The sequence below is a fragment of the Microcoleus sp. M2_D5 genome, assembly GCF_036701935.1.
Classification (GTDB): domain Bacteria; phylum Cyanobacteriota; class Cyanobacteriia; order Cyanobacteriales; family Microcoleaceae; genus Microcoleus.
The window spans coordinates 154,736-161,807 of sequence record NZ_JAUBRP010000006.1 but is presented as its reverse complement, the minus strand read 5'-3'; the positions used below and the strand labels follow the sequence as shown (position 1 = coordinate 161,807).

General features: G+C 46.0%; 8 protein-coding genes. 4 read left to right on the top strand and 4 right to left on the bottom strand.

Translation table 11 applies throughout. The features are described 5' to 3' along the window. Nucleotides 1-332 precede the first annotated feature (332 nt). Entirely contained in the window at nucleotides 333-1,244 is a 912-nt protein-coding gene (gene argB, locus QUA50_RS04845) for an acetylglutamate kinase (protein ID WP_333070242.1), read from the bottom strand. Between the two features lie 246 nt (nucleotides 1,245-1,490). Between argB and QUA50_RS04840 the strand changes: the two genes are divergently transcribed. Then, nucleotides 1,491-2,279, top strand: coding sequence for an HAD family hydrolase (locus QUA50_RS04840; RefSeq protein WP_333260270.1), 789 nt, complete (start codon nucleotides 1,491-1,493; stop codon nucleotides 2,277-2,279). Between the two features lie 251 nt (nucleotides 2,280-2,530). Here the strand turns inward: QUA50_RS04840 and mreD are convergent, their stop codons facing one another. The 3 genes from mreD to QUA50_RS04825 form a co-directional block, all read right to left on the bottom strand. Next, the gene (gene mreD, locus QUA50_RS04835; protein WP_333260273.1) at nucleotides 2,531-3,097 is read right to left on the bottom strand and encodes a rod shape-determining protein MreD; all 567 of its coding nucleotides are present in this window, start codon (nucleotides 3,095-3,097) and stop codon (nucleotides 2,531-2,533) included. Continuing rightward, nucleotides 3,094-3,900 carry a rod shape-determining protein MreC gene (gene mreC, locus QUA50_RS04830; protein ID WP_333260276.1) on the bottom strand — a complete coding sequence of 269 codons (807 nt, stop codon included), beginning with the start codon at nucleotides 3,898-3,900 and terminating at the stop codon, nucleotides 3,094-3,096. The genes mreD and mreC overlap by 4 nt, the downstream gene beginning before the upstream one ends. Nucleotides 3,901-3,991: 91 nt before the next feature. Beyond that, nucleotides 3,992-4,999, bottom strand: a complete 1,008-nt coding sequence (locus tag QUA50_RS04825; RefSeq protein ID WP_333260279.1) for a rod shape-determining protein — start codon at nucleotides 4,997-4,999, stop codon at nucleotides 3,992-3,994. A gap of 330 nt (nucleotides 5,000-5,329) precedes the next feature. On the opposite strand from QUA50_RS04825, the gene QUA50_RS04820 reads away from it, so the two are divergent. The 3 genes from QUA50_RS04820 to QUA50_RS04810 all read left to right on the top strand — a co-directional run bounded on the left by QUA50_RS04820 (nucleotide 5,330) and on the right by QUA50_RS04810 (nucleotide 7,039). After that, nucleotides 5,330-5,689 (top strand): single-stranded DNA-binding protein, encoded by a 360-nt coding sequence (locus QUA50_RS04820; protein WP_333260282.1) that lies wholly within the window; start codon nucleotides 5,330-5,332, stop codon nucleotides 5,687-5,689. A gap of 47 nt (nucleotides 5,690-5,736) precedes the next feature. Then, nucleotides 5,737-6,258, top strand: a complete 522-nt coding sequence (locus QUA50_RS04815) for a tetratricopeptide repeat protein (RefSeq protein ID WP_333260621.1) — start codon at nucleotides 5,737-5,739, stop codon at nucleotides 6,256-6,258. 175 nt (nucleotides 6,259-6,433) lie between these two features. Continuing rightward, nucleotides 6,434-7,039: a hypothetical protein gene (locus tag QUA50_RS04810; protein WP_333260284.1), complete on the top strand. Its 606-nt coding sequence runs from the start codon at nucleotides 6,434-6,436 to the stop codon at nucleotides 7,037-7,039. Nucleotides 7,040-7,072 lie beyond the last annotated feature (33 nt).

Here is a 7,072-nt window from a genome sequence, read left to right as displayed (position 1 = left end):
GCATGAGTTGTACGATCGCACGCGAGCAATTGGGGCTACTTATAGTTTATGCCATAACCGCCTTGGCGATTGCTATAGATGCGTATTCAGGTTCCACTAGCGCTAATCGCGTATTTGAACTCGGCTTGAGAATCGCCACATAATCCAAAACTCTAAAGTGTTCGATCGTAGTTTAATAAAAGCTGAAATCGAACAACGGTTAGAATTAGTTGAAGTATTTTCCGAGAAGTACCTTCTCAAGGTTTTTAGGGGCAGGTTTAGTTAGGATATACGCGATAGCAGCGAGTTTGCTCCTTTCACGCACCCGCCCTCCCCGCCCTAGGATTTACCCCTTACTTAAGCCTTAAGTTCGCGCTGCTAAACTCTGAAGCTACAATCATCGACCCAATCCCCGCATCCGTAAATATTTCTTGCAGCAAAGCATGAGGAATTCGACCGTCAATAATGTGAGCACCCTTCACACCCTGAGCCAAACTCCGCACACAACAATTAACTTTCGGAATCATCCCACCAGAAACAACTCCCGACTCAACCAACTCTCTTGCTTCCTGAATATCTAACTTAGCAATCAGACTCTCCGGCTTGTGATAATCCTCTAAAATTCCCGCAGTATCGGTCATCAAAATCAACTTTTCCGCTCCCAAACCAGCGGCAATTTCCCCAGCTACCGTGTCAGCATTAATGTTGTAAGATTGACCGTTTTCATCGGCTGCCACGCTCGACACCACCGGAATATAACCGCTGTTCACCAAAGACTCCAAAATCTGAATTTTCACGCCGCTGACTTCACCCACAAACCCAATTCCTTCCCGCCCGTCAGGACGAGCTTGAATCAGATTGGCATCCTTGCCGCACAATCCCACTGCTTTGCCGCCAGCTTGGTTGATTAACGAAACAATTTCCTTATTTACTTTACCCACCAAAACCATTTCTACAACTTCCATTGTCGCCGCATCAGTCACCCGCAAACCATCCTTAAATTGCGGCTCAATTCCCAATTTTTCCAGCCAAATATTAATTTCCGGGCCGCCGCCGTGAACCACAACCGGACGCATCCCCACGCAAGCTAGCAGCACAATATCCCGAACCACCTTGTCTTTGAGATTGCTATCTTTCATCGCCGCACCGCCATATTTGACCACTATGGTGCGACCGGCAAAGTGTTGAATGTAAGGCAGTGCTTCGGACAGCACCTCTACTCGATTAGTGTCCGAATTCCTAACAAAATCGCTTTGTTTGAGCATGGGTAAATTACAGAAGACTAAAAACTTAATTCTAAACTTTAATGGCTAAAGCACATATTAACAGCCACAAAAATTACTTTTTCTCTGAATTTTATCGACGCGCAGGCTCGATCGCCTTTATCGAACCCCATCCTCAAAAAACTCATAGGTTTTTTTAATAAAAATATTAAAATTTATGTATTATAACTTATACATTTTTTGCTACAGTCAAGAAATGTATAACTCCCTAGATTTACTTAACGTTTTATGTTAACTGCTGTCGCCCCAGACTCGGAAAACCTTCAGTACAACCTACCCTCAGAGGCTGACTCGTCCCCCTGGATGACGGTATTTTGCGATTTAGACGGGCCCATAGTCGATGTTTCCGATCGCTACTATGCCACCTATCAACAGGGATTGGCCGATACTCAAGCAGCTTATCTCGATCGGGGAATCAACCTCAACCTCCAAATCCTCAGCAAACAGCAGTTTTGGCAAATGAAACAAAACCGAGTGCCCGATGCTGAAATAGCCAAAAGTTCCGGCTTGTCGGGAGAAGAAATTCAAGTTTTTCTCGGATGCGTCAGTCAAATTGTCAATCAGCCAGACTTGTTGCACTTAGATCGCATCCAGCCGGGAGTGCAATGGGCGATCGGACTTCTGCACTCCCGCGGCGTGCGGCTGATTTTAGTCACTCTGCGGCCGAGAAATCAAGCCGTTCAACTGTTACAAAATTACGGTTTAGCCAGACTGTTTACCAGCATTCGGGGAACTCAGATGGCGGATGCGGCCTATCACAACTATACAGCCTTAAAAACTGAATTGTTGGCTGAAGTGGCAGAAGAATTTGAGTCATCGCTGGGTTCGGCTTGGATGATCGGAGATACAGAAGCAGACATCCTCGCAGGAAAAGCATTGGGAATACCTACAATTGCCGTTACCTGCGGAATTCGCAGCCGCTATCAACTGCAAAAGCATCAGCCTAATTTCATTCTCAGCGACTTGATTATTGCCGTTCATCACTTATTAGGTTCGCCGCAACAGGCGATATTATAGTGAGGAATAGCTACCGTAGGGGCGGATTTTACCAACCATCCACGCCTGAAATTAACAATCTGCTTGCACCCGCCCCCACCCAACCAAAAATCACAATGTACATTTTTTGTATTTGATAAAAGTCAAGGTTGATGTAGGTTATCCGTTGTGTGGGGGCGGGTTTATATAGATTGTTGGGGCTAGTTAGATATTGTTGGTAAAACCCGCCCCTAGAGACATTGGCTGGGGCGGGTTTAATGACTAATGACTGACTAAGGTTTTTCTACATTCCTGGTCATTTCCCACAAGCGATTGAGCGGAAAATAAATCACCGGAGCCCAAAGACTGCTAAGAATAGCAGAACACAAAGCCACTCGCTGGTGATAGCTCCAAATTTCCAGTAAAGCCCGATCGCCCATAGAAAAAAATTGCAGCCCCATAACCGTTTCCGCTACCACCGCCATCCCAAACACAATTAACGCGATCGGAATCGGATCTCTCTCAACAATATCTGCCGGAATCGACCAGGTTTTCTGCAAAACAACTGTTAAGACTCCTACAACAACTAGACTTACAGCATGGGTTGGATGAGGAGCCGTCATCGCATCTTGAAGAAACCCCAAAACCAAGCCCATGCTAGCAGCTCCCCAAACTGTACGTTTCCGCTTAATACTCCAAGCTACCAACCAAATTAACAGCCAGTTAGGTCCAATTCCCAGCAATTCCATTCCCGGCATCCGAGTAGGCAATATCAGTATGCACAGCATCACAGATAGAAATGTAACTGCGAAGTTAAGAAATTGGCGCGATCGCGAAGACATCCGAGATAAAGCTTTCATTGTTGCTGTGTTCCCTCAGATTCTGCTGAAGATTGACTCTGGGAATCCTTCGGTTCGGCTTGCTTAGAGTGGGGGTAAACCACCGCCCACTCCAGAGCATTCATCGGTGCAGAAAATTCCACCACAGCTTCTGGAGCCGGAGTTTTATTCATATCCACCGAAACCACTTTTCCCACCGGCAAACCAGGAGGGAACAACTGACTGTAAGAAGAAGTTGAAACCACATCCCCAGGCTTGACATTGGGAACATTCTCAAAAAACTCCATCACCGCCTGATTTCCGCCTTTCCCGCGCATAAAACCCATGTGGCGACTGCGGGTAATTCCCACACCCAATTGACTCGTAGCGTCGCTGACTAACAGCACCAAGCTAGTATTAGGAGTAACGCTGACAACTCTGCCTACTAAACCGCCCGGGCTCATCACAGTAAAATCTGTTTTAATGCCATCGTTACTGCCGCGCCCCAAGGTTACTTGCTGCCACCAGTGGTCGGCGCTGCGACCGACAATAGGAGCTACAATCCCTTTAGGTTTCTTAGCAGAAACGTAACCTAAAAGCTCTTTTAGCTTTTGATTTTGAGTCTCTGCTTCTAATAGTTGGGCTTGCAATTCTTGAGTTCGCGCCGAGATGAGTTCCTCTTGTCCAGAGCCGTTGGCGTGAAACGGACGAGTCACCCAATTGTATACTTCAAATACTGTCGCACCTTGTGTTTGTCGAACTCCCCAAGCGGCAGTTACAGCTAAACCTAAAAGAGCAATTTGCAGCCGCAGATCCCACCACTTTCGGAATGTATTTTTTAGCATAATTTCACTAATCTAAAATTGTTAAGTCAGGATTTTAGATTTGAGATTGCAGCCGTATTTATTTCTAAATCCACAATCCCAAATTTGTTAACTACATATTACGCGACGACTGCCCGCTGAAAACTCGTTCCAACTGTTTGTTTTCCAATACTCTACCAGTTCCCAAAACCACGCAGGACAGCGGATCGGCTGCCACGTGAGTGACAATTCCTGTTTCGTGACTGATCAGAGTATCTAAACCTTTCATCAGCGCGCCACCACCAGCCAGCATAATTCCCCTGTCAATAATATCTGCTGCTAATTCCGGCGGGGTGCGTTCCAAAGTACGCTTGACAGCTTCCACAATTACTGAAAGCGGTTCCGACATACTTTCGCGAATTTCTGGGCCTTTGATAGTAACAGTTCGCGGCAAACCCGACAGTAAGTGCAAGCCCCGCACTTCCATGATTACATCGTCATCCTCTGGAGTTGGATATGCAGAACCTACCTGAATCTTAATTTCTTCAGCAGTGCGTTCGCCGATGACCAAATTGTGAACTTTTTTCATGTATTGGACGATCGCCTCATTGAGTTCATCGCCGGCTACCCGCACAGACTCACTGATCACCGTACCTTGCAAACTCAATACCGCAACTTCCGTCGTACCTCCACCTATATCTATAATCATATTGCCAGTCGCCTCAGCAACAGGCAGTCCAGCCCCGATCGCCGCCGCGATGGGTTCATCAATTAACCGTACTTCTCTAGCACCGGCCTGAGTCGCCGCCTCAATGACAGCACGCCTCTCGACTCCGGTGACACCGCTGGGGATGCCAATAATGATCCGCGGCGAAACTAAGCTTCGGCCTTCGTGAACCCTGCGGATAAAAGTCTTGAGCATCAGTTCTGCCGTATCGAAGTCTGCGATTACCCCGTCGCGAAGCGGGCGCAGTGCTATGACATTTCCTGGCGTGCGGCCGAGCATTTTTTTAGCTTCTTCTCCAACAGCCAGCGGTATTTTTAACTCTTGGTCGATCGCTACTACAGAAGGTTCCTGCAGAACAATACCTTTGCCCGATACATAAACGAGCGTGTTAGCAGTACCGAGGTCGATACCCATATCTCTAGATAACGAAAATCGATTGAGAAGACCCACTGATTCGTACCCCCCCCAAAAACTAAAATACTATTGTGTGCAATAATGTTGTTACAAAAGTGTAACCGAGGTGGATTCTATTACGTTTTTCATCCTGAGTCTAGTCAGAAATGTACATTGTCGAGCTCAGGTTGAGCGTAGACTTGCCAATCATCCACCATCAATATGTTCTCCTAACTGGGTGTACAATCAGGATGAAGCCTCACAAGCGTTGTTCCAAGTTCAGTTTGGAGGCTAATGCGCGTGTGGACTGTTTAACTACATCACCGATCGACCACATTCCCAAAAAAGTTTATGAGTCTTAATGTTGTGACTTTAGTAGGCCGCGTCGGCGGCGACCCGGACGTGAAGTATTTTGAGTCGGGTACAGTTCTGTGCAAGTTGACGCTGGCAGTGAATCGCAGAACCAAAAACAGCGATCAACCAGACTGGTTCAATCTGGAAATCTGGGGCAAAACAGCACAAGTCGCTGCTGACTACGTTCGCAAAGGCGCTCAAATAGGAGTAACAGGCTCTTTGAGGTTCGAGCGCTGGCAAGACCGGAATACGGGAGCAAATCGCTCGAAGCCTGTAATTAGAGTAGACCAGTTAGAATTGCTGGGTTCCAAGCGCGACAACGAGTCGGGTATGTCGCAACACAACAGCGAATTTTAGTGTTTGGGGAATTTGGGAACTAATATTTGTCAATTGGGTGGCGGCTGGTGAGTTCAGAAAAGTTAGAAATTGTTCAAACTGAGTACCAAGCTGGCAGAGTAGCTTTTGAGAGCGGCCGGTATGCTCAAGCTGTGCAGAGTTTAGAAACAGCTACCGGTTTAGTCGATCGAAATTCCCGGTTGGGCGGTGAGGTGCAGATGTGGCTAGTGACAGCCTACGAAGCCTCTGGCAATACAGAAAGGGCGATCGAGCTTTGCCGCAAGCTCACCCGCCATCCCCGCCAAGAAACCCGCCAACAAGCAAAGCGCTTGCTGTTCATTCTCGAAGCTCCCAAACTCACTATCCCTCCTGAATGGATGGTGAAAATCCCTGATTTGGCAGCTTTAGATGAAAATCAATCAATCAGTTTTCAATCCAATCCGAACGCTGATATCAAGTACGCTAAACCCAAGCCAGTCGTACCAGAGCCTGTAGATTTGAGTCAGGTTAATACGAAAGATAATAGGTTTATCTGGGTGGCGTTAATTGCGATCGGGCTAATTTTAGGCGGCTTATTTCTTAGTTATTAATCATTTTTTTAATTTCATATGCGGTCGATTACCTAATATGGTAGGGGCGAGTTCACCAACAATACTCGCCAATAATTGACAATCTCAAAAACCCGCCCTGGTCGCTATATTATAGTCAATCGATCCGACATGATATCAAACCATTGTTTGCATAAGCCCTGAGAGAAGTTAAGCAATGCCTTTTAGCAATTATAAAAGTATCAGCGCGGTCGCCAAAGAATTCCAAATTAATTACCTGCGGGATAATTTCATTGTCGAAACAGAATTTCCAGTCAGCGAAGTTTTTCGGAATGAATTAGAATTGATTTTCAATGAGGGAGTATTTGACAACTCGGAAATCGCCATTTGTGAAAATATCATTTATCCTGTATTAAAAGAAGTTTGGAAAAATTATCGCAGTAATTTTCTCCTCTGGAGTCACCAAACTTTAGTCTATAATGAGAATCTGTCCGGAATTCCAGATTATATATTGGCGAAGCGCTCACCCCTCGGCACAGTAGTTTTTGACAAGCCCTATTTCATATTAGTTGAAGCCAAGAAAGAGAGCGACTTTGATGAAGGATGGGGGCAGTGTTTGGCAGAAATGATCGCCGTGCAGCGACTCAACAATGAACCCGAACAAACTATCTTTGGTATTGTTTCTAATGGGGCAATATGGCAGTTTGGCAAGCTCAAATTAGAAAGGTTTACTCAAAATAAAATTTTCTATACAATTCAGGACTTAGAGCGACTGTTTGCAGCAGTTAACTATGTTTTCAAACAGTGTGAATTACAATTATAGAGGAATGCTCTTCAGTTTTAGGCGCGGGTGTCG

Bases quoted from the DNA above. Each gene is read 5' to 3' on its own strand.
- argB (WP_333070242.1), bottom strand. From the start codon at position 1,244: ATGCTCAAACAAAGCGATTTTGTTAGGAATTCGGACACTAATCGAGTA.
- QUA50_RS04840 (WP_333260270.1), top strand. From the start codon at position 1,491: ATGTTAACTGCTGTCGCCCCAGACTCGGAAAACCTTCAGTACAACCTA.
- mreD (WP_333260273.1), bottom strand. From the start codon at position 3,097: ATGAAAGCTTTATCTCGGATGTCTTCGCGATCGCGCCAATTTCTTAAC.
- mreC (WP_333260276.1), bottom strand. From the start codon at position 3,900: ATGCTAAAAAATACATTCCGAAAGTGGTGGGATCTGCGGCTGCAAATT.
- QUA50_RS04825 (WP_333260279.1), bottom strand. From the start codon at position 4,999: ATGGGTATCGACCTCGGTACTGCTAACACGCTCGTTTATGTATCGGGC.
- QUA50_RS04820 (WP_333260282.1), top strand. From the start codon at position 5,330: ATGAGTCTTAATGTTGTGACTTTAGTAGGCCGCGTCGGCGGCGACCCG.
- QUA50_RS04810 (WP_333260284.1), top strand. From the start codon at position 6,434: ATGCCTTTTAGCAATTATAAAAGTATCAGCGCGGTCGCCAAAGAATTC.